Source organism: Bradyrhizobium viridifuturi (assembly GCF_001238275.1).
Classification (GTDB): domain Bacteria; phylum Pseudomonadota; class Alphaproteobacteria; order Rhizobiales; family Xanthobacteraceae; genus Bradyrhizobium; species Bradyrhizobium viridifuturi.
Genome location: NZ_LGTB01000023.1, coordinates 56,493 through 75,417 on the forward strand (window position 1 = coordinate 56,493; position 18,925 = coordinate 75,417).

18 protein-coding genes are annotated in these 18,925 nt (G+C 66.1%); 7 read left to right on the top strand and 11 right to left on the bottom strand.

All coding sequences use genetic code 11. From position 1 onward, the window contains the following. Positions 1-14: 14 nt before the first annotated feature. Genes ALC15_RS21345 through ALC15_RS21360 form a run of 4 tightly spaced genes read right to left on the bottom strand, consistent with a single transcriptional unit; the run spans position 15 to position 4,728 of the window. Complete coding sequence (locus ALC15_RS21345) at positions 15-728, bottom strand: ABC transporter ATP-binding protein (protein WP_050628957.1); 714 nt, start codon at positions 726-728, stop codon at positions 15-17. After that, complete coding sequence (locus ALC15_RS21350; protein WP_050628958.1) at positions 725-2,494, bottom strand: branched-chain amino acid ABC transporter ATP-binding protein/permease; 1,770 nt, start codon at positions 2,492-2,494, stop codon at positions 725-727. Before ALC15_RS21350 ends, ALC15_RS21345 begins: the two co-directional genes overlap by 4 nt. After that, positions 2,491-3,534 carry a branched-chain amino acid ABC transporter permease gene (locus tag ALC15_RS21355; protein WP_050628959.1) on the bottom strand — a complete coding sequence of 348 codons (1,044 nt, stop codon included), beginning with the start codon at positions 3,532-3,534 and terminating at the stop codon, positions 2,491-2,493. The genes ALC15_RS21350 and ALC15_RS21355 overlap by 4 nt, the downstream gene beginning before the upstream one ends. A gap of 42 nt (positions 3,535-3,576) precedes the next feature. Further along, entirely contained in the window at positions 3,577-4,728 is a 1,152-nt protein-coding gene (locus ALC15_RS21360) for an ABC transporter substrate-binding protein (RefSeq protein WP_050628960.1), read from the bottom strand. 224 nt (positions 4,729-4,952) lie between these two features. Here ALC15_RS21360 and ALC15_RS43410 point away from each other — a divergent pair, with 224 nt between their 5' ends. The 7 genes from ALC15_RS43410 to ALC15_RS21390 are packed head-to-tail and all read left to right on the top strand — an operon-like array spanning position 4,953 to position 11,073. Next, positions 4,953-5,297, top strand: a complete 345-nt coding sequence (locus ALC15_RS43410; protein WP_128089550.1) for a hypothetical protein — start codon at positions 4,953-4,955, stop codon at positions 5,295-5,297. A 59-nt stretch (positions 5,298-5,356) separates the two neighbouring features. Next, complete coding sequence (locus tag ALC15_RS21365) at positions 5,357-6,139, top strand: aspartate/glutamate racemase family protein (protein WP_050628961.1); 783 nt, start codon at positions 5,357-5,359, stop codon at positions 6,137-6,139. A gap of 33 nt (positions 6,140-6,172) precedes the next feature. Then, positions 6,173-6,601: an Ohr family peroxiredoxin gene (locus tag ALC15_RS21370; RefSeq protein WP_094194001.1), complete on the top strand. Its 429-nt coding sequence runs from the start codon at positions 6,173-6,175 to the stop codon at positions 6,599-6,601. Positions 6,602-6,625: 24 nt separating this feature from the next. Then, complete coding sequence (locus ALC15_RS21375) at positions 6,626-7,804, top strand: thiolase family protein (RefSeq protein WP_094194002.1); 1,179 nt, start codon at positions 6,626-6,628, stop codon at positions 7,802-7,804. After that, positions 7,801-9,042: an SDR family NAD(P)-dependent oxidoreductase gene (locus tag ALC15_RS21380; protein ID WP_094194003.1), complete on the top strand. Its 1,242-nt coding sequence runs from the start codon at positions 7,801-7,803 to the stop codon at positions 9,040-9,042. The genes ALC15_RS21375 and ALC15_RS21380 overlap by 4 nt, the downstream gene beginning before the upstream one ends. Before the next feature lie 33 nt (positions 9,043-9,075). Then, on the top strand, positions 9,076-9,858 hold the full coding sequence (locus tag ALC15_RS21385; RefSeq protein ID WP_050628962.1) for a cyclase family protein: 783 nt from the start codon (positions 9,076-9,078) through the stop codon (positions 9,856-9,858). A gap of 57 nt (positions 9,859-9,915) precedes the next feature. Further along, entirely contained in the window at positions 9,916-11,073 is a 1,158-nt protein-coding gene (locus ALC15_RS21390) for an ABC transporter substrate-binding protein (RefSeq protein ID WP_162240501.1), read from the top strand. Positions 11,074-11,130: 57 nt separating this feature from the next. Here ALC15_RS21390 and ALC15_RS21395 read toward each other — a convergent pair whose 3' ends face one another. The 7 genes from ALC15_RS21395 to ALC15_RS21425 form a co-directional block, all read right to left on the bottom strand. After that, on the bottom strand, positions 11,131-11,637 hold the full coding sequence (locus ALC15_RS21395) for a MarR family winged helix-turn-helix transcriptional regulator (protein ID WP_050628963.1): 507 nt from the start codon (positions 11,635-11,637) through the stop codon (positions 11,131-11,133). A 541-nt stretch (positions 11,638-12,178) separates the two neighbouring features. Next, positions 12,179-13,450, bottom strand: coding sequence for an aspartate aminotransferase family protein (locus tag ALC15_RS21400; RefSeq protein WP_050628964.1), 1,272 nt, complete (start codon positions 13,448-13,450; stop codon positions 12,179-12,181). 4 nt (positions 13,451-13,454) lie between these two features. Further along, on the bottom strand, positions 13,455-14,519 hold the full coding sequence (locus ALC15_RS21405) for a phosphotransferase (RefSeq protein WP_050628965.1): 1,065 nt from the start codon (positions 14,517-14,519) through the stop codon (positions 13,455-13,457). A 22-nt stretch (positions 14,520-14,541) separates the two neighbouring features. Continuing rightward, positions 14,542-15,471 (bottom strand): 2-hydroxyacid dehydrogenase, encoded by a 930-nt coding sequence (locus ALC15_RS21410; protein WP_050628966.1) that lies wholly within the window; start codon positions 15,469-15,471, stop codon positions 14,542-14,544. 3 nt (positions 15,472-15,474) lie between these two features. After that, the gene (locus ALC15_RS21415) at positions 15,475-17,094 is read right to left on the bottom strand and encodes an ABC transporter ATP-binding protein (protein ID WP_050628967.1); all 1,620 of its coding nucleotides are present in this window, start codon (positions 17,092-17,094) and stop codon (positions 15,475-15,477) included. Between the two features lie 3 nt (positions 17,095-17,097). After that, a complete protein-coding gene (locus ALC15_RS21420; RefSeq protein ID WP_050628968.1) occupies positions 17,098-17,937 on the bottom strand; it encodes an ABC transporter permease in 840 nt (279 codons plus the stop codon). Beyond that, positions 17,934-18,905 (bottom strand): ABC transporter permease, encoded by a 972-nt coding sequence (locus ALC15_RS21425; protein WP_050628969.1) that lies wholly within the window; start codon positions 18,903-18,905, stop codon positions 17,934-17,936. The genes ALC15_RS21420 and ALC15_RS21425 overlap by 4 nt, the downstream gene beginning before the upstream one ends. Between the last annotated feature and the right edge of the window lie 20 nt (positions 18,906-18,925).

The window sequence follows — 18,925 nt, forward strand, 5'->3', positions numbered from 1 at the left end:
TCGATATTTTGGTGTCAGTGCCCGCCGAGATAGGCGGTGATCAGCCGGGGATCGTGAATCAGGTCCTTGGCGGGGCCCGACTGCACGATCTCGCCGGTCTCCAGCACGTAGCCGTAATCGGCCGTCTCGAGCGCGGCGCGGGCGTTCTGCTCGACCAGCAGGATCGAGACGCCGAGGTCGCGGAGCGAGGCGATGGTGCGAAAGATCTCGCGCACGATCAGCGGCGCAAGGCCGAGACTGGGCTCGTCGAGCATCAGCAGGGCAGGCTTTGCCATCAGAGCGCGCCCGAGCGCGAGCATCTGGCGCTCGCCGCCTGAGAGCGTGCCGGCGGCCTGGCGTTGCCGCTCCCTCAGGCGGGGAAAGCGATCATAGACCTCGTCCAGTGTCTTCTGGACGCCCGAGCGGTCGCGCAGGCTGTAGGAGCCGAGCAGAAGGTTGTCGGCGACCGACATGTCGGAGAACAGCTCGCGCTTCTCCGGAACGAGGCAGAGCCTGTGTTCGACGCGATCCTCGACCGACATCTTCCGGATGTCGCTGCCGCGAAATACCATGCTGCCGCGCGATGCGAGCAGGCCGATGGCGGCCATCAGCAGCGTGGTCTTGCCGGCGCCGTTCGGACCGATCACGGTCACGATCTGTCCCTCGTCGACCGACAGCGACACGTTGCGGACGGCCTCGACGTTGTCGTAGCAGACGGTCACGTCGGTCATGGAGAACATCCGGCTCACGCGACGCCTCCGAGATAGGCCTCTTGCACCCGTTCATCGCTGCGGATCGCGCTCGGGATGCCCTCGCAGAGCTTGGAGCCGAAATCGAGCACCACGATGCGGTCGACCAGCGACATCACGAACTCCATGTCGTGCTCGACGATCAGGATGGTCAGGTGATCCGCCCGCAGCGAGCGGAGCAGCTCCGCCAGTCGCACCTTTTCCTGGCGGCGCAGGCCGGCCGCCGGCTCGTCCAGTACCAGCAGCGCGGGATCCGCGGCGAGGGCGCGCGCGATCTCCAGGATGCGCTGGTTGCCGAGCGGAAGATTGCCGGCGAGCTCGAAAGGCTTGTCGCCGAGCCCGACGCGCTCGAGCTGCATCAGCGCCTCGTGGCGGGCGCTGGCTTCCTCGCGCTGGTTGAGGCGAAACGCGCCGGCGAGAAGACCGCTGCTGGTTCGGCTGTAGGTGCCGAGCATGACGTTCTCCAGCAGGCTCATGCGCGGCCGCAGCTTGACATGCTGGAAAGTCCGGGCGACGCCGGCCTTGGCGATGCGGGACTGCGGATCGCGCGTGATCGAGCGTCCGGCGAAGGCGATTTCGCCCTTGCTGACCCGCAGCGCGCCGGTCAGGCAGTTGAACATCGTGCTCTTGCCGGCGCCGTTCGGGCCAATGACGGCGAGGATCTCGCCCGATCTCACCTCGAAGCTGACATTGTTGACCGCGATGAGGCCGCCGAAACGGCGCTCGGCGCCATCGACCTTCAGAAGCAGTTCGCCCGGTGTCGGCTGCGGGCGGCGCGGCAGCGGTGGCGCCGGCTGCGGCCGTTCGCGCCTGATCTTCGGCAGATAGCGCGCGATTGAAGGCACGATGCCCTGCCGCGCCCATTGCAGAAACAGGATGAACAGCGCGGAGAATGCGACGATCTCGAGCTGCCCCGATGCGCCCTTGGCGATCAGCGGCAGATAATCCTGCACGCTGTTCTTGAGCAGGGTGACGATGGCGGCGCCGACGACACCGCCGAGCAGGCTGCCCGCGCCGCCGACCATCGTCATCATCAGATACTCGATGCCCATGCTGGCATCGAACGGACCCGGGCTGATGAAGCGGCTCATATGCGCGTAGAGCCAGCCGGAGAGCGAGGCCAGGAACGCCGCGATCACGAATGTCACGAGCTTGATCCGGAACGCGTTGATGCCGAGGCTCTCGACCAGCGTATTGCCGCCGCGCAGCGCACGCATGGCGCGACCGAGCCGCGAGTCCAGGAGATTGTAGCCGAGCAGGAGCACCAGGGCGACGATGCCCCAGATCAGGTAATAGATCTGGGCGCTGGAGACGAGTGCGAAGGAGCCGAGGCTGATCGGCGGGATCGACGAGATGCCGTTGAAGCGGCCGAGCCCGTCGACGTTGCCGAACAGGAAGCCGATCGCGAGCCCCCAGGCGACGGTCGAGAGCGACAGGAAATGGCCCTGCAGGCGCAAGGTGACGACGCCGAGGACAGCCGCGACGCCGCAGGTCAGCACCACCCCGAACAGCAGGCCGAGCCAGGGCGATTGCCCGTTCAGGGCGGAGACCCACGCCGTCGCATAGGCCGCGATGCCGACGAACGCGGCCTGTCCGAACGACACGATGCCGCCGACGCCGGTGAGCAGCGCAAGGCCGATGGCGACGAGCGAATAGATGCCGATATAGTTCATCAGCGTGATGCTGAACGGGCTCAGCACGACGGGTGCGAGTGCGAGGCACGCCAGTGCCGCTATCGCAGCGAGCTGAACATGAAGGCGCGTCATTCCTCGATCTCCTCCTCGGAATGCAGCGAGGCGAGGGATCGCCAGATCAGGATCGGGATCAGCAGCGAGAACACGATGACGTCTTTCAGCGCGCTGCTCTGGAACGATGCGAAGCTTTCGAGGATGCCGACCCCAACCGCGCCAATCGCGGCACCGGGATAGCTGGTCATGCCGCCGACGATGGCGCCGACGAATGCCTTGAGGCCGATCAGGAAGCCGGAATCGTAGAACACGGTATTGACCGGCGCGATCAGGATGCCCGATACGCCGGCCATCAGCGAACCCAGCAGATAGGCGATGGTGCCGGCGCGCGCCGGCCGGATTCCCATCAGCCGCGAGCCGGTCCGGTTCACCGCGGTGGCGCGGAGCGATTTGCCGACCAGCGTGAAGTCGAAGAACAGATAAAGCAGGCCGCTGAAGACCAGCGCGGCGATCACGATCAGCATGGTCTGGCCCGAGATCAGGACGCCCGCGAACTCCGTCGAGAACGACGTCAGCGGCTCGGTCCGGACCCCCTCGGGGCCGAAGAACAGCAGACCAAGACCGACCAGCGCGAAATGCAGCGCCACGGAGACCGTCAGCAGCAGCAGCACGGTGCCGTCGGCGATCGGACGGAAGACGATCCGGTCCAGCAGAGGCGCGATCGGCGTGATCAGCATCAGCGCCAGCACGAGCCGGACCGCAAGTGGCGGGTCCGTCCGCATGGCGAGCCAGGCGATGCCGACCACTGCCAGGGGAATGGCGAGATAGAACAGAAGCGCGCGCGGCAGCAGGCGGATATCGCCGTTTCGAATGAGCGAAATGATCTCGATCAAGGTCGCAAGGCACGCCAGCACCACGACCAGCGCGCCGGTCCCCGGAAAGCGCTTGGCATCGAGGGCCGCAAGCGTCAGCGCGGTGAAGGCGGCGATGTCGCCGAACGGAATGAAGATGACCCGCGTCACCGTGAAGATGAGGACGGTACCGATCGCCACCAGCGCGTAGACCGCACCGGTGGCGATTCCGTCGATCGCAAGGATGGCCGCGATGTCGCTCGTCATGGAGACGCCGTTCCCCCGTTCTGCCCGCCGGCCATCTTTCGCCTACGGCGCGTACTTCCAGGCGCCGCCGGTCAGGCGGACCACCACCAGCGAGCGCTCGTCGACGCCGGTCACCGCGCCGGGCTTGAAGTTGTAGACGGCATGCACGCCGGGCAGTTCCTTGGTGCTGAGGATGGCATCGCGCAGCGCGGTGCGGAATTCGGCCGTGCCGGGCTTTGCGGTCTTCAGCGCCCGTTCGGCGGCGTTGGCAAAGATCAGCCAGGCATCGAAGGAGTAGGCGGAGAACCCGTCGGTGGTCGGAATGTTGTGGGTCTTCTGGTAGACCGCGCGGAAATCGAGCGCGATCTTCTTGGCAAAGTGCTCATCCGGAAGCTGTTCGGCCACGATCACGGGGCCCGCGGAGACCTGAATGCCCTCGGCGGCCTTGCCGCCCACGGTGACGAAGTCCGGATTGACCAGCGCCACGGTGCCGTAGGTATTGCCCTTGAAGCCGCGTTCGGAAAGCGTGATGAGCGGCAGCGCGCCCTGCGTGCCGGAGCCGCCGATCAGCACCGCGTCGGGACGCGCGGCCATGACCTTCAGGATCTGCGCGGTCACCGAGGTATCGGTGCGGGCATAGCGCTCGTTGGTCTGCACCTTGATGTCGTCGGTCGGCTCGGCGGCCTTGGCGCCGTTGTAGACGAGGTCGCCCCACGCATCGGAGAAGCCGATATAGCCGATGTTTTTCATGCCGTCGCGCTTCATCCGGTCGGCGACGATCTTGACCAGCAGCGAGGCCGGCTGCGGCACCGCGACCACCCATTGCTCCGGCGAGTCCGGAAGCTTGCCGAGGGGCGAGATTGCGATCATCGGCACCTTCAATTCGCTGGCGACGGCCGCCATGGCGATGGTCGAGGGGGTCGTCGCGGTGCCGATTATGAGGTCGACCTTCTCCTCCTCGACGAGCTTGCGCGCGTTGCGCGTCGCGGCTGACGGATCGGAGCCGTCGTCGAGCTGGATCAGGCGGATGGTCTCGCCGTTGATCGTCTTCTTGTATTCATAGGCGGCATTGATGCCGCGCCCATAGGGGATGCCGATCGACGCGCCGTTGCCGCTCAGCGAGGTAACGAAGCCGATCGTGATGTCGGCCTGCGCCGCCGGTGCCGCGAACACGCCGGCGACAAGTGCGAGTAACCCCAGGGTCTTCTGCCGCATTTGCGTTGTCCTCCGTTGATGCTGGGTACGAATGTCTGCAAGCCGGGCAGGAGCCCGAGCTACGAACGAACCGGTTGAAGGCATTGCTGCAGCGCCAGACGCCGGGCGCTGCGAGGGGAAATTTCGCTTGGCCGGGGCGTCAGCGGCCATGGCGAGGCGTGCCGCTTGAATAGCGGGCGGGGCGACTGCAGCCCGCGGGCGTCTGTCGAAGCGAAAGAAGACGAATGCCGTCGACGCGCTGCGCGACCGGCGATGCTGCTGCCGGCCATTGCGGCCCGACGCTAGTCCACGCGATTGAGTTTCTCAAAATCGGTGCCCTGCAACATCATCGTCATGGCCACCGGCAGCGGCCGGTGGTCGATTACTTAAAGCCTAAAGTATTCTCCGTGGCGCCGTCAACACGTGTCACGGGGCTGTCAGAAAAAAATGTTGTTGCATACAATTTCGTCCGCGCGCGCCATTTTCCTTCATTTCTTTCTCCCGAAAATTGGGTCGTTGGGCTGCGATGGAGCAGTCGCCTTGGCAGGCTCCGCCGCGCGCATTTGACGCGTCAATTAGTTTATGGTTGAAATATCTGCGTCGGCAGGCCGACGGCCGATGCTCCCGTCACCGCTTGAGGAGAAGGGCGATGCGCATCTTCTGGCAGAGTTTCGTCGATGCGAGCGTGAACGCGCCCTATATGGCGCGGCTGTCGGAGTACCTCAACAACATCGCCGCGCCCGGCACGACGGTTCAGGTCGAGGGCATTTCGCCGCCGGACCGGGAGTTCGGCCGGCTCGCCGAACTGCGCTGCGCGGTTCAGGCAATCGACAACGGCATCGCGGCCGAAGAGAGCGGGTTCGACGCCTTCGTGATGGGCCACTTCCAGGATCCCGGGCTTTACGAGCTCCGTGCGACGCTCGACATTCCAGTGATCGGGACCGGCGAGGCGACGTTGCTTGCGGCCTCGCAGCTCGGCCGGCGGCTCGGCCTCGTGACGCTCGATCCGGTGTTCGAGGTCTGGCACTACGAGCAGGCCGAACGTTACGGGCTCGGTGATCGCGTCGTTCATGTGACCGGCCTCGGTTGCAAGCCGGAGGATTTCGCGCAAGCGTTCGCGGGCGATCAGGCGGCCCATGGCCGGATGATCGAGGATTTTCTGGCCTGCGCCCTTCCACTGGTGGAGCGCGGAGCCGACGTGGTGATCCCCGCCGGCGTACTGCCGGGCCTGCTGATCGGGCGGGAGCACGGCCTGAAGGTCGGCCACGCACCGGTGGTGAACTGTGCCGCAGTGGCATTGAAGAGCGCCGAGATGTGGGTGCAGCTCAGGCAGCTCAACGGCACCGAGCCGAGCCGCGGGCCGAGCTTCAAACGCGCCAGCGCGCTCGCCCGCGACGATTTCCGGGCGATGCTCGCGCGCAACAAGCGTTAGCGCGAACAGTCGGTCAGTTCTGGAGAACGAGTCATGATGAGACCCGAGAAGATCCTCTACGAGACCGAGGTGACGGCGACGGGCGACCGCGACGGCAACGCGGCAAGTGCCGACGGACTGCTGTCGGTGTCGCTGTCCGTGCCGAAATCGCTGGGCGGCCCCGGCGGCGAGGGAACCAACCCGGAGCAGCTCTTTGCGGCCGGTTATGCCGCGTGCTTTCTCGGCGCGGTCAAGCTCGTGGCGCGCACCAGGAAGATCACGCCCGCTGCCGAGCCGTCCGTCATCGCGAAGGTTGCCATGGGACCGGTTCCTGTCGGCTGTGCGCTCGCGGTCGAACTGAGGGTCAACTTGCCCGGCGTCGAGAAGGCGGTGGCGGAGGAGATCGTCGCGGGCGCGCACGAGCGATGCCCCTATTCGAATGTTATTCGTGGCAATATCGACGTGAAGCTGACGGTGATCTGAGGCGGCAGGCAAGGCAGGCGGCTGGTGAAAAATTCGCTGCGCACACCGTATGAGGGCATCGTGATGGCGGCTCCCGTCACGATTCCCTATGCGCGCTATTCCATCGAGAGCGCGCAATGGTGGATTGGCCGCGCGCTGAGCGCGCTGGTCGCGAAGGCCGGCATCAAGGCGTCCGACATCGACGGCCTGTGCGTTTCCAGCTTCACCATGGGGCTCGACAGCGGGATTGGACTGACGCAGCATTTCGGGCTGTGCGTCCGATGGCTGGACACGATCCCGCTCGGCGGTGCCAGCGCCATCGCGGCGTTGCGGAAGGCGGCGCGGGCGGTGCAGGCACGCGATGTCGATATCGTCGCCTGCGTGGCCGGCGATACCAACCATGTCGATTCCTTCCGCCTGACGCTCGAGAATTTCTCGCGCTTCAACCAGGACGCGGTCTATCCCTATGGTGCGGGTGGCGCCAATGCGAGTTTTGCGCTGATCGCGCGCAATTACATGCGGACGTATGGCGTCACGCGGGAGGACGTCGGCCGGATCGCGGTCGCCCAGCGCGCCAACGCGCTGCGCAACCCGCATGCGCTGATGAAGACGCCGCTGACGATCGAACAGTATCTGGCGGCGCGTCCGATATCCGATCCCATTCACTTGTTCGATTGCGTCATGCCGTGTGCCGGCGCCGAGGCCTTCCTGGTGATGCGGGACGAGACCGCGGCATCGCTCGGCTTGCCGGTCGCGCGATTGCTGTCGACCATCGAGCGGCACAACGCCTTCGCCGACGATCCGATGCAGGTGCGCGGCGGCTGGGCGATGGATGTCGGGGAGCTCTACGCGATGGCCGGCGTGAAGCCTGGCGATCTCGATGTGGTCCAGACCTATGACGACTATCCGGTCATCACGATGATGCAGTTCGAGGATCTCGGCTTCTGCAACAAGGGGGAGGGCGCGGCCTTCGTTCGTCAGCACGATCTGACGATTGGCGGCGACTTCCCGCACAACACTTCGGGCGGCCAGCTCTCCGCCGGGCAGGCCGGCGCCGCCGGCGCCTATCTCGGGTTGGTCGAAGGATTGCGGCAGGTCCTGGGCGAAGCCGGCCCGACGCAAGTCAAGGACGCAACCCTCGCTCTGGCCTCGGGCTTCGGTATGATCAACTATGACCGCGGCTTGGCCTCCGGTGCGGCGATCTTTGCAGGGCCTGCGCGATGATCGATCCGATTGAGCCACCCCGGCGCAAGAACCCGCTGCTGCGGACGCGGCTTCCCGCGTCGCCGCCGCGGCCGCGCAGCCGGACATCGCATGGGTTCACGCGTGCTGCCGCCGAAGGACGCTTCATGCTGCAACGCTGCGAGGCCTGCGGTGCCTTCGCCTATCCGGCGCGCGAGGCATGCCCCGCCTGCCTGTCGGCCGGTCTTGCGTTCGTCGATGCGCCGCGCCGCGGCGCGCTGCTGGCCGAAACGACGGCGCGGGTGCCGAGCGACGTTTATTTCCGCGAGCGGGCGCCCTGGCGCATCGGTCTCGTCAGGATGGACTGCGGTCCGACGATGGTGGCGCATCTGCATGCCGACTGTGCCGAGGGCGCGCCCGTCCTGATGTCGTTTCAACTCGACAAGAGCGGTCAGGCGGTGGCCTTTGCCCGACCCGAGGGGGAGACGCCCAACATGGCAGACGACCGGCAATGGCGGGAAATGACGGCCGATCCGAAATTCCGCCGAGTGCTCGTGACCAACGGCCGCAGCCTGATCGGCCAGGAGGCCGTTGCGGCGCTGAAGGCCGCGGGCGCGAAGACGGTGTTCGTCGGCGTTTCCGAACCATGGCGGCCTTTCGCCGGCGAGCAGCTGTTGCGCGGACAACAGGGGATCGAGGTCGTGACGCTCGACGCGGCCGATGAAAAGTCGGCGACTGACCTCGCGGCCGACATTGGCGGCAAGGTCGACATCCTCGTCAACACGACGGAATATGTGCGGCCCGGCGGCCTTCTCGACCGCAGGGGCACCGGCGTCGCGCGGGATGAGATCGACCAGGCCTATCTCGGGTTCATCAACCTTGCGCAGGCCTTCGGTCCCGCGATGCGGATGCGGGGCGCGGATGGTGTCAGCAGTAGCGCCGCCTGGGTCAATATCCTGTCGGTCTACGCGCTGGCGAACTGGCCCGCTTTCGGCGCCTACTCGGCGTCACAAGCCGCCTGCCTGTCACTGTCGCATTGTCTTCGCGCCGAGCTCAGGCCCGGCGGCGTCAAGGTGATGAACCTGTTCACGGGACCGATCGACACCGAGTGGTTCCAGACCGTGCCGCCGCCCAAGGTCGCGCCGCGCGCCGTTGCGCAGGCAATCGTGTCCGGGCTCCGGGGCGGGCTCGAGGAGATCTATGTCGGGGACGTCGCCGAGGAAATCAGGCAGCGTCTTGCCGCCAACCCGAAGGCGCTCGAGCGCGAGCTCGACAGATAAGATCAGGATTCAACAAGACGGGAGGACGTGACGATGCAAGGCAAGAATCTCCTGGAGCTGGCTGGTGCGATCTCGTCCGGCGCGGTGCGCGTGGTCGATCTGACTTTCACGCTCAGTCCGGATTTCCCGGTCATCGTGCTGCCGCCGGAGTTCGGCCAGGCCGCTCCGGTCCGGATCCAGGAGATATCGCGCTATGACGGTCGCGGTCCGGCCTGGTACTGGAACAATGTGACGTTCGGCGAGCACACCGGCACGCATTTCGACGCGCCGATTCACTGGTTCACCGGCAAGGACCTGCCGAACAATTCTGTCGACACGATGCCTGCCAAGGACATGATCGCGCCGGCCTGCGTCATCGACTGCTCGGCGGGCGCGGCGCAGGATCCGGATTTCCTGCTCACGGTTCCGCTCGTCGAAGCCTGGGAGGCAAAGCACGGACGGATTCCCGAACGGCATTGGGTTCTGTTGCGGACCGACTGGTCGAAGAAGGGCTGGCGCGACTACGCCAACCTCAGGGATGACGGCGCACACACGCCGGGTCCGAATCCGGCCGTCATGAAGTGGCTGGTGGAGGAGCGCGGCATCATTGGCTTCGGCACCGAGACGATCGGCACCGACGCTGGGCAGGCCGGCCATTTCGAGCCGCCTTATCCGGCGCATCACTTCCTGCATGGCGCTGGCCGCTACGGCCTGCAGTGCCTCTGCAACCTCGATCAGCTTCCCGCCACCGGCGCCGTCATCGTGGCGTCGCCGCTGAAGATACAGAACGGCTCCGGCAGCCCGCTGCGCGTGATCGCGCTGGTGTCGGCGAACTGAAGCGAGCGGATGGCGCTTGCCCGAAACAAGAAACGCAAATCAAGAAGGACAGGTGCAATGATCTCGATGAAGACCCTGCTGGCCTCGGCCGCGTTGCTTGTCGCAGTTCCGCAGGCCAGCCAGGCCGAGATCCTGGTCGGATTCGTCACCGGCCTCAGTGGGCCGGTGTCGTCGATCGGGATTCCCAATGCAAAGGGCATCGCAGCCGGCGAGGCTTATGTCGGCGAAGTCGGCGGTGAGAAGTTTCGCGTCATTCAGCTCGACGACGCCTCCGATCCCACGGCGTCGGCGCGTAACGCGCGCAAGCTCGTCGAACAGGAGAAGGTCGACATCCTGATCGGCACATCAGGCGCGCCGCAGACGCTGGCGATGGCGACCGCCGCGATCGAGATGAAGATTCCGATGATCGCGGTGTCGCCGATCGCGCCGGTGCCATCGGGCGATGGCGGGCCCTGGGTGGTGCAGACGCCGCAACCGACGCCGCTTCTCGTCCAGGGCATCGTCGATCACATGAAGGCGCGGGGGTTGAAGACGGTGGCGTTCATCGGCTTCTCGGATGCCTTTGGCGACCTCATGTACGACTCGCTGTCGCAAAGCGCCAAGGCGGCCGACATCAAGGTCATCGCCAACGAGCGATACGCCCGATCGGATTCGTCGGTGACCGCCCAGGTGCTGCGCGCGTTGGCGGCGCGGCCCGACGCCATCATGCTCGGCGGCACGGGAACGCCGGGTGCATTGCCGGTGATCGCTCTGTCCGAACGCGGCTACAAGGGACCGCTTTACGGCAACCACGGGCTCATCAGCGCCGACTTCCTGCGGCTCGCCGGCAAGGCCGCCAACGGGATCATCTGCCCGACCGGGCCGGTGACTGCGGCCGAGCAGCTTCCGGCCAGCAATCCGATCCAGAAGGTTGCGCTGGATTTCCGCGCCGCCTTCGAGAAGGCGAACGGCGAGGCGCCGACCGACTCGTTCTCGTCCTATTCGTTCGACGGCTGGCTGCTGCTCGTCGATGCGGCCAAGCGCGCGATAGCGACCGGCGCCAAGCCGGGCTCGCCGGAATTCCGCACCGCGCTTCGCCAGGCGCTGTTCACCACCAAGGAACTGGCGGGGACGCAGGGCGTATACACCTACACGCCGGCGGATCGGCACGGCGTCGATGTTCGCGCGCGGATCCTGGTTCAGATTGAGGACGGAAAGTACAAGCTGCTGCCCTGATTGAGCGGCGGAGTGTGCCGGAGGGCGTTCGGCTGCGGCGCGAGTTGCAGCGCCAGCCTACGGCTTCTGCGTCGTATCCCTGACGGCGCCCTTGAGTTCGTCGAGCTCGCGGGTCAACCCATCGAGCCGGTCAGCGGGAAATCCCGCTAGCAGCTCGGCCAGCCACGAGCCGTGGCTCTTGGCCATGCGCCTGAAGGCTTTGCGGCCCTCGACAGTCATGCAAACGATCTGCACGCGCCGGTCGAGGTTTGAAGGCGTGCGGGTGATGAAGCCGTCCTCGACCAGCCGATCGACGATCGGCGTCAGATTTCCGGCAGACACCATCAGGCGCTTCGGCAGCTCTCCCAGCACCAGTCCACTCGGCTCGCGGTCAAGCTGGGCCAGGACGTCGAAGCGCGGCATCGTGAAATCGAATTCCTCGCGGAACCGGCGCCGCAGCTCACCCTCGATCAGGGTCGTGCAGGCGAGCAGCCGAAGCCAAAGCCGTGTCTGAGCCTTGTACTCGGCCTCCTGATCGCCCCCGTTCTTGGGCGAAACAGGCGGGGACGCCTTCGCGACTGCCAAATCGAATCTCCTCGGGCATCCGGGCCCGTTGAAGGTGTCGGCCTCGATGTAGGCTGCAAGATAGTTCGTGCCAAAAGTAAATTCAAGGCTCGTTCAGGGTGCGCGGACCGGCGCACACGGTGTGCCGAATCTGCGGTGTCCAGCCCGCCGGATGGCGATCGCCGTGGTTTCGCGACGAGTGCGCCAGCGTTCCCCGGCGAGCGCAGATATTTTATGTTTAAAATAAAAAGCGAGCATCGCTGCCAGCGCAGGATCAGCAAGACTTGCTCCGCGAAAAGATTGAAGGCCCGCCGGGCAACCGGGGTCGCATGACATTGAAGCCGTCGGCGCGCCGTTCCCGAACCAGATCCGGATGTTGTCAGCAATCTTCTCCGGCCGCCCGGCGATCACTCGATGGCCTCGCGTGCCCGCGAGATGCCGCACGAGCTGGCGGATCACCGGCCTCTCGCGATCGGCTGCAGGTAGCGGAAATCAAAGGAAAATGTGTCCTCGCGTGACGGTATTGTCCTCTGCCGGCGAAGACCAGCAATCCGCCAGACCGTCAGTCAATCGAATTTTCCTTTAGCGCTTGGTCGAGCGCCTCGACCAGTAGATCGCCGTGCTCCATGCCGAATGTCAGGGGCGGCCGAATCTTCAGCACATTCGCGCCGGGACCGGCCGCACTGATCAGAACATGCCGTCTGCGCATTGCATTGACCAGTTTCGTCGTCTCACCCGCGGCGGCCGAGTCGCCGCGGCGGAGCTCGACACCGATGAAGAGACCGGCGCCTCGAACCTCCGCCACGAGCTCATGCCGCGTGCGCAGCGCGGTGAGCCGCTCGCGCAAATAAGTGCCGATGCGCCTGGCGTTCTCGACCAAGCCTTGCCGCTCGATTACGTCGAGCACAGCCATACCGGCGGCGGCGGATACGGGATTGCCGCCAAAGGTGTTGAAATAGCGCGAGCGGGCGCCGAATTCCTTCAGCAACACCGGTCGCGCCGCCATCGCCGCGATCGGATGGCCATTACCCATCGGCTTGCCCATCGTGACCATGTCGGGGACCACGCCGTGGCGGGCAAAGCCCCACATGCCCTCGCCACAGCGACCAAAGCCGGGCTGCACCTCGTCGGCGATGAACAGCGCGCCGGCCGCACGCGCGGCCTCCACGGCCGGCCGCAGGAAGCCCGGCGGATCGGCGAATACGCCGTCGCTGGAGAAGATCGTATCGACCAGCAGTGCGGCCGGACGAATGCCGCTGCGGATCATATCGGCAAACGCTGCGCGGACGTGGCCCGCAAAGATCTCGCCTGTTTCATCGCCGGCGGACTGCGGTGCCGGCACCAGACGAACATGGGGTGCGGTCGGTTCGGGCAGGCCGAGCGACGGCGACAATTCGGCAAGCGCGCCGGTCACGCCGTGATAGGCGGTCCGGGTGACGATGACGCCGGTGCCGCCTGTGCAGGTGCGGGCGACGCGGAGCGCCAGATCGTTGGCCTCGCTGCCGGTGCAGGTGAACATCACCTGGCCGATCTCCGCCGGGAAGGTCGCGAGCAGCCGCTCGGCGTAGTCGAGGATCGTCTCGTGCAGATAGCGGGTGTGGGTGTTGAGCACCGCGGCCTGCCGCGCGATCGCCTCGACGACGTGCGGATGGCAGTGGCCGACGCAGGCGACGTTGTTGTAGGCGTCGAGATAGCGCTTGCCTGCGGCGTCGTACAGCCAGATGCCGTCGCCGCGCACCACATGCACCGGCTGCTCGTAGAACAACCGGTAGGCGGGGCCGAGCAGGCGGTTGCGGCGCTCGATCAGCTGCTGGGTCGAGGTGTCGGCCGGCATTGTGTCACTCTCCCTGGCAGGCACGCTCGATCTGCTGCGTGGCCTGTGCTCGCGTCAGTGTCGCGATCCGGGCAAGCCGGGCCGACGCCTGTCTGTTGTTGCGCAGAATATACCCGCTGTTCTCCGGATAGCGAGCGGCCCTGATATTGCTGATCACGATCGTCATCACCATACGGGTCGCGATCAGGTCGAACAGGATGCCGCGCTCGCGCGGCTCGAGTGGCGAGACCGCATGATAGGCCGCAATCACATCGAGCGCCGGCGCCAGCGGCGCGTCGCTGTCGGTCACCTGATAGGCCGCTGCGATTGCGAGGTCGTTGATGCGGGCGGTCGCGGTCATGTCGCCGAAATCGATGATGCCGCAGACGCGGACCTGCGAAGTGGCGTCGACGACAATGTTATGCGGATTGAGATCGTTGTGCAGAGGTTGCCGCGGAAGCTGCGCCAGCACAGGAACGGCATCGGCCTCGAAGTGATCGAGGGCGCGTTCGACCATTTCGCGCTGGGCAGATGGCACCGCGCCGAGCAGCGGCCGCAGTTCGGCGGCATGCTGGATGTCCCAGAGCAATTTGTGATTTGCACCGGGATGAACGAAGTCGCGCAGCGCAACGGCGAGCTGCGCAGCGCAGCGGCCGAGATCACCGCGCAGCGCCGCCGACGGCGACGCCTGGTGCATCGGCGTTCCCGCAAGGAACGTCAGCAGCCGCACCACCCTCATCGAGCCGTCGTCGAAGCAGATCTCGAGTTCGGTCGCGCCGTTCCGCGCCGAAATAATGCGCGGAATCGGCAGCAGCCGATCACGGACCGCGACGTGGCGCAGCGCCTCGGTCTGCAGATTGGTGACGGCGCGATCCTCGGTGGGATTGGCGATCTTGAGGACGTATTCGCGTCCGTCTTGCGTGCGCAGCCGGAAATTCTGGTCTCGCTCGCTGTCGAGCCGGCGAATGTCGGGCGACAGGCCGTAATATTCACCGACCAGCGTCTGCGCCTGCGCCTCTGTAATCGGCCCCGCAGCGCGCAGCCCGTCGAGCGGGTGCGCGGCATCGGCGGACGAACGGGGGATTTGCATCTGGCGCTCCTCGATGTCGCAATCAATAACCGCGGGCGCGGTCGATTGCGTGCGGGGGACGCCGTCCGGCGCGGATCGCGTCTGCGGTCGTGGCAAGTGTCGTCGCGACGGCGCTGATGCTGACGTCGCTGGCGTCATGCGGCGTGACGGCGATTCGCGGATGGCGCCAGAACGGATGTGCCGCAGGCAACGGTTCGGTCGCGAACACGTCGAGCGCAGCTCCTGACAGCTGACCGCTGTCGAGTGCTGCGAGCAGATCGGCTTCGACAAGATGTTCGCCGCGCCCAACCTGGATCAGGTAACCGCCGCGGCGCATCCGGCCGAACAGATCGCCGTTGAGGATGTTGCGCGTCTCCAGTGTGAGCGGCAGCAGATTGACCAGCACCTCGGTCTCGCCGAGCATCGCGGCAAGACCGGCAGGCCCGTGAAAACTCCGGCTCGCCAATGAAATCACCTTGGCGGTCCGGCTCCAGGACATCACGCGAAAGCCGAGATGGGCGAGGTCGACGGCGACGCGCCGGCCGATCTCGCCGTTGCCGAGGATTCCGACCGGAACGTCCTGCGTGCGCCGCTGCGCGCGGCGTTGCCAGATCCGGTCGCGCTGCTGGGCGCTGAAGGCGGCAAAGCCGCGTTGATGCCCGATCGCATGCCAGGCGATGAAGCCCGACATCATCTGGCCCTGTCCGGGATCGACCACGCGCACCACGTCGACACCGGGCGGCAGGCTTGGGCAGGCCATGATGTTGTCGACGCCGGCGGCGATCGAGCACACCGCCTGCAACTCGGGATAGCGTTCGAACGCGTCGTCGGGCGGATGCCAGGCCAGGGCGAGCCGGACATCCGCCGCATCGCCGGCATGGTCGACAACCTCGATGTGCGGCGCAATGCGGGCAAGCTCCGCGCCGAAATAGTCGCGCAGATCGAGGCTGCTGCTGATCAGGGCACAACGCATGGTTCAGGCCGCACGCGACGAGGAAATCTGCCCGGGCACCGCGGCGAGCAGCTCGCGGGTGTAGGGGTGTTCAGGCGCCGAGAACAGCGCCGCGGTCGGCTTCAGCTCGACGATCGCGCCGCGCTGCATTACCGCGATCCGGTCGCAGATTTGCGCCGCCACGCGCAGATCGTGGGTGATGAACAGCATCGACAGGCCGAGGCGTGCTTTCAGATCTTCCAGCAGGTTCAGCACCTGGGCCTGCACCGAGACATCGAGCGCGGAGACGGCTTCGTCGGCGACGATGATTTCCGGCTCGAGCGCGAGCGCGCGCGCAATGCCGATGCGCTGGCGCTGGCCGCCGGAGAATTCGTGCGGATAGCGTTCCATCGCGCTGGCATTGAGGCCGACGAGACCAAGCAGCTCAGCGGCACGCTGACGTGCGACCGCCGGATCGGTGCCATGGGCGATCGGCCCGTCAGCGATGATGTTGCCAACCTTGCGGCGCGGGTTGAGCGAGGCGAACGGATCCTGGAAGATCATCTGGATGCGGCTGCGCTCCCTGCGCAGCGCACGGCCGGCGACGCGGGTGAAATCGGTGTCGCCGAGGCGGACCGTGCCCTGGTCCGGCTCGATCAGGCGCATCACGAGGCGGGCGACGGATGACTTGCCGGAGCCGGATTCGCCGACCAGTCCGACGGTCTCGCCTTGCAGGATGTCGAAATTGACCTCGTTCGCGGCGCGTACCCGCCGCTCCGGCTGGAACCAGCCGCCGCCGCTGACATAGGTCTTGTCGAGACCGACGACCTCGACCGCCTTGGCGCGATCCGCGAGCGGCGCGCGCGGTGGCGGCTGCATCGAGGGCACCGCCGCGAGCAGCGCCCGCGTGTAGGCGTGTTGGGGGCGCCGCAATACGTCGTCAGCCGCACCCTGTTCGACCACCTTGCCGTGCTGGAGCACGACGACGCGGTCGGCGATATCGGAGACGACGCCGAAGTCGTGGGTGATGAACATGACTGCCATGTTGCGGCGGCGCTGCAAATCGCGGATCAGCTCGAGGATCTGTGCCTGTGTCGTGACATCGAGCGCAGTGGTCGGCTCGTCCGCCACCAGCACGGCCGGCTCCAGCGCCAGCGCCATCGCGATCATGGCGCGCTGGCGTTGACCGCCGGACAGCTGATGCGGGTAGGCGCGCACAGAGCGCTCAGGCTCGGGCAGGCCGACCTCGCGCAGCAACTGCAGTGCCTTCTGCTTCCTCTGTTTGGGCGTCAGCAGATTGTGCGCCTCGAACATCTCGGCGATCTGGTCGCCGATCCGCATCAACGGATTGAGCGCTGTCATCGGCTCCTGGAAGACCATCGCGATATGGCGACCGCGAAGCGCAAGCCAGCCGGAATCGTCAAGGGTGAGCAGGTTCTGGCCGTCATAGGCAATCTCGCCGGCCTCGCGGATGATGGTGTCGGGCAACAGCCCCATCAGCGCATGTGCGCACATCGACTTGCCGGAACCGGACTCGCCGACCACGCAGAGGATCTTGCCGGGCACGAGATCGAAGGAGACCCCGTCGACGGCGTAGGGGCGGTCGGAGCCCGGTGGCAGCGCGAGCTTCAAATTCTTGATCGAGACGACGGGTGCGGCCGACATGCGTCAACGCCCTTCCTTGTTGAGGCGCGGATTGAACGCGTCGTTGAGCCCTTCGCCGATCAGGTTCAGCGCCAGCACCGAGAGCAGGATCGCGATGCCGGGAAATAGCGTGATCCACCAGGCCTGGCGGATCACGGTGCGGCCGGCGCCGACCATGTAGCCCCAGGACATCAGATTGGGATCGCCGAGACCGAGAAAGGAGAGCGAGGATTCCAGGAGGATCGCGGTCGCGACCATCAGCGAGGCCAGCACGATGACGGGCGACAGCGCATTGGGCAGGATCTCGCGCCAGATGATCCAGCTGTGGCTCTGTCCGGTGACGATCGCGGCCTGGACGTATTCGCGCGTGCGCAGCGACAGCACCTCGCCGCGCACCAGGCGGGCGACAGGCGGCCAGCTCACGATCGCGATCGCCAGCACGATCGAGACGATCGAAGGCTGCAGGATCGCGACCAGCACGATGGCGAGCGCGAAGCTCGGCACGGTCTGGAAGAATTCGGTGAAGCGCATCAGGGCGTCGCCGACCTTGCCGCCGAAATAGCCGGCGAGGGCGCCGACGGGAATTCCGACTGCGAGGGCGGCCATGGTTGAAACGAGGCCGACCAGCAGCGAGACGCGGGCGCCATAGATGATACCGGCGAGCACGTCGCGGCCGAGCGCATCGGTGCCGAGCGGCAGGCCGGGCATCGTGAACGGCGGCAGGAACGGCCGCTGCACCATGCGCCAGGGCGAGGTCGGAAACAGCAGGGGTCCAAAGATCGCGATCGCGATCGCGAGCAGCAGGATCGTAAGGCCGATCACGCCGCCGGGGTTGCGCAGCATGGTGCGCCAGAACTTGCTCATGAGGCGAACTCGATGCGGGGATCGACCGCGCGGTAGATCAGGTCGGTGATCAGGTTGAAGGCCAGTACCATCGCCGAGCACACCACGAAGACGCCGAGGAGCAGGTTGTAGTCGCGCTGCAGCAGCGCCTCGTACATCAGGCGGCCGATGCCAGGCCAGGCGAACACGGTCTCGGTGAGCACGGCGCCGCCGACCAGCGTGCCAGCCTGCAAGCCGGCCAGCGTCACCACCGGCAGCAGCGCGTTGCGCAGCACATGGCGGCGCTGGATCACGGCATCGCGCAGGCCCTTGGCGCGCGCGGTCTTGACGAAGTCATGCCGCTTCACCTCGAGCATCGAGGCGCGGGTCATGCGGGCGTAGGTGGCCATGAAGAACAGGCCCATCGTCGTCGCCGGCAGGATCAGATGGGCGCCGACGTCGAGCACATGGGCGAAGCCGGTGTAGTTGGCGCCGACGGTCTCGTAGCCGAAGCTCGGCAGCCAATCCATCGCGACTGAAAACAGCAGGATCGCCATCAACGCCACCCAGAACAACGGCGTGGCGTAGAAGATCAGGGCCAGTATCGTGATCGCGGTGTCGGCCCAGGTGCCGGCAAAACGTGCGGCGAGTGTGCCGAACAGGACGCCGAGCAGCAGCGAAATCACGAAGGCCGTGACAGTCAGCAGCAGCGTCGCCGGCAGCCGCTCGGCGATCAGCTTGGCGACCGGCATCTGCTGGCGGAACGAGAAGCCGAGATCGAGCGTCACGATGCCCTTGACGTAGCGATATAGCTGGACCGGCAGCGGCTGGTCGAGCCCGAATTTCTCGCGCAATTGGGTGACGAAGATCTTGTCGCTGGCGCCGGCCTCGCCCGCCATCACCATCGCCGGGTCGCCCGGCGCCATGCGGATCAGCATGAAGTTGAAGACCACGATCGCGAGCAGCACGACCACGGCCTTGGCAAGTCGCTGGGCAATGAAAGAGAGCATGGGTGACGTCGTTGCGTTCG

Coding starts and splice junctions, on each gene's coding strand:
- ALC15_RS21350 (WP_050628958.1), bottom strand. CDS start 2,494: ATGACGCGCCTTCATGTTCAGCTCGCTGCGATAGCGGCACTGGCGTGC.
- ALC15_RS21355 (WP_050628959.1), bottom strand. CDS start 3,534: ATGACGAGCGACATCGCGGCCATCCTTGCGATCGACGGAATCGCCACC.
- ALC15_RS21360 (WP_050628960.1), bottom strand. CDS start 4,728: ATGCGGCAGAAGACCCTGGGGTTACTCGCACTTGTCGCCGGCGTGTTC.
- ALC15_RS43410 (WP_128089550.1), top strand. CDS start 4,953: ATGCCGTCGACGCGCTGCGCGACCGGCGATGCTGCTGCCGGCCATTGC.
- ALC15_RS21365 (WP_050628961.1), top strand. CDS start 5,357: ATGCGCATCTTCTGGCAGAGTTTCGTCGATGCGAGCGTGAACGCGCCC.
- ALC15_RS21370 (WP_094194001.1), top strand. CDS start 6,173: ATGATGAGACCCGAGAAGATCCTCTACGAGACCGAGGTGACGGCGACG.
- ALC15_RS21380 (WP_094194003.1), top strand. CDS start 7,801: ATGATCGATCCGATTGAGCCACCCCGGCGCAAGAACCCGCTGCTGCGG.
- ALC15_RS21385 (WP_050628962.1), top strand. CDS start 9,076: ATGCAAGGCAAGAATCTCCTGGAGCTGGCTGGTGCGATCTCGTCCGGC.
- ALC15_RS21390 (WP_162240501.1), top strand. CDS start 9,916: ATGATCTCGATGAAGACCCTGCTGGCCTCGGCCGCGTTGCTTGTCGCA.
- ALC15_RS21400 (WP_050628964.1), bottom strand. CDS start 13,450: ATGCCGGCCGACACCTCGACCCAGCAGCTGATCGAGCGCCGCAACCGC.
- ALC15_RS21405 (WP_050628965.1), bottom strand. CDS start 14,519: ATGCAAATCCCCCGTTCGTCCGCCGATGCCGCGCACCCGCTCGACGGG.
- ALC15_RS21410 (WP_050628966.1), bottom strand. CDS start 15,471: ATGCGTTGTGCCCTGATCAGCAGCAGCCTCGATCTGCGCGACTATTTC.
- ALC15_RS21415 (WP_050628967.1), bottom strand. CDS start 17,094: ATGTCGGCCGCACCCGTCGTCTCGATCAAGAATTTGAAGCTCGCGCTG.
- ALC15_RS21420 (WP_050628968.1), bottom strand. CDS start 17,937: ATGAGCAAGTTCTGGCGCACCATGCTGCGCAACCCCGGCGGCGTGATC.
- ALC15_RS21425 (WP_050628969.1), bottom strand. CDS start 18,905: ATGCTCTCTTTCATTGCCCAGCGACTTGCCAAGGCCGTGGTCGTGCTG.